This window comes from Oceanivirga salmonicida (genome assembly GCF_001517915.1).
Lineage (GTDB): Bacteria > Fusobacteriota > Fusobacteriia > Fusobacteriales > Leptotrichiaceae > Oceanivirga > Oceanivirga salmonicida.
Genome location: NZ_LOQI01000133.1, coordinates 1 through 1,302 on the forward strand (window position 1 = coordinate 1; position 1,302 = coordinate 1,302).

The following is a 1,302-nucleotide window of genomic DNA, read 5'->3' on the forward strand; positions in this document are numbered from 1 at the left end:
AAATTTTTACCGTACTTATTTAATACGTCATATATACCTTCAGGATTTTGAGTATTAACTTTAGAATTTCCCCTAACTTTTTTTAACTCTTCCATAAATACTTTTTTATTTATATCAGTATAATTTATACTTGCTAAAAAAAGATGCTCTGTACTTATGTATTCATCTGAAAAATTTTCCATTTCTTTTCTTGAATTCATAATAACAGTAGATAATTCTCTACTAAAACTTAAATTTATATCACCAGAAATTTTAGGAAATTTATCAATTTTATTTCTTAATTCATTTATTTTAGATGAAATATTTACTCCCATTTTTTGTAATATATTTGGTATAAGACCATTTGTTTGACCTATTAAAGCCAAAAGTAAATGCTCTACTTTTACTTCACTATTGTTATAATTATTAGCAAAATTAGCTGCTTCATTTATTGCTAATGTTGCTTTTTCTGTATATTTGTTTTCCATATTATCACTTCCTTATTTATATTTTAAATAGAATTAGCACTCAACAAGATTAACTGCTAGTAATTATATTATAGCACTTTGTTTTTTTATGTCAAGTACTTTTTTTTATCCTTGACAATTAAGGGAAAACTGTGTATAATAACTTTGTATGGCAGCATGGTCGAGGGGTTTAGGCGGAGGTCTGCAAAACCTTTTACATCAGTTCGAGTCTGATTGCTGCCTCCAAGCCTATTGACTAGGTTTTTTTTGTATGTTATTATGAATAATGGAGAATGCTATGAAAAAGATAATATTAACTACATTAGTTATGATATTAGTTTCTTGTACTACTATTGTCGAAAATGTAGATAAAATAAGTGTTAACTCATCATTTAATAAAAGTAAAAATGAGTTTTTAAAAGTAATTAAGCAAAATAAAAAGAATGATATAGATAAGTTTTTTATAAAGGGTTTGAGAAACAATGTAATATTAAAAGAAATAAAAAAATATGATTTTAATGATTTCTTGTTGATAATACCAGATGATATAGAAATAGTATCTAATAGAAAAGTAAAATCCTTGCTATTAATAAGATCTTCTTTTTGTTCATCAATTTTTTCTCTTTTTCTTCCAACTTTTGATACTTGACATCTAGATTTTCTTCTTTTTTTACTAATCGAGATTCTTTTTTAGAAATTTCTTGTTTCATTTCTTTAATTTCTTGATCGGCTTCCCTTTTTTTATTTAAAATATCTTCTTTAATTTTTAAATTTTCCTCTTTTTTAAAAGCCTCCAATTCTCTATTTAAATCTTTTTTATTAGTATCAAATTTTCTTTTTGCATCAACTATTTTTA

The 1,302-nt window shown here is 24.1% G+C and carries 3 protein-coding genes and 1 tRNA gene; 2 read left to right on the forward strand and 2 right to left on the reverse strand.

The annotated features are described in order from the left end of the window. Window positions 1-467: Clp protease N-terminal domain-containing protein (locus AWT72_RS08550; protein WP_306765441.1), on the reverse strand; the 467-nt coding region annotated here is incomplete at its 3' end. Window positions 468-617: 150 nt separating this feature from the next. Between AWT72_RS08550 and AWT72_RS08555 the strand changes: the two genes are divergently transcribed. After that, window positions 618-692, forward strand: a tRNA-Cys gene (locus AWT72_RS08555). A gap of 52 nt (window positions 693-744) precedes the next feature. Beyond that, a complete protein-coding gene (locus tag AWT72_RS08560; RefSeq protein WP_067143636.1) occupies window positions 745-1,095 on the forward strand; it encodes a hypothetical protein in 351 nt (116 codons plus the stop codon). Here AWT72_RS08560 and AWT72_RS09310 read toward each other — a convergent pair. Then, window positions 1,007-1,302, reverse strand: a 296-nt coding sequence (locus tag AWT72_RS09310) for an Rnase Y domain-containing protein (protein ID WP_156413138.1), incomplete at its 5' end; no start/stop codon positions are given. The two genes, AWT72_RS08560 and AWT72_RS09310, sit on opposite strands and share 89 nt — an antisense overlap.

Bases quoted from the DNA above. Each gene is read 5' to 3' on its own strand.
- AWT72_RS08560 (WP_067143636.1), top strand. From the start codon at position 745: ATGAAAAAGATAATATTAACTACATTAGTTATGATATTAGTTTCTTGT.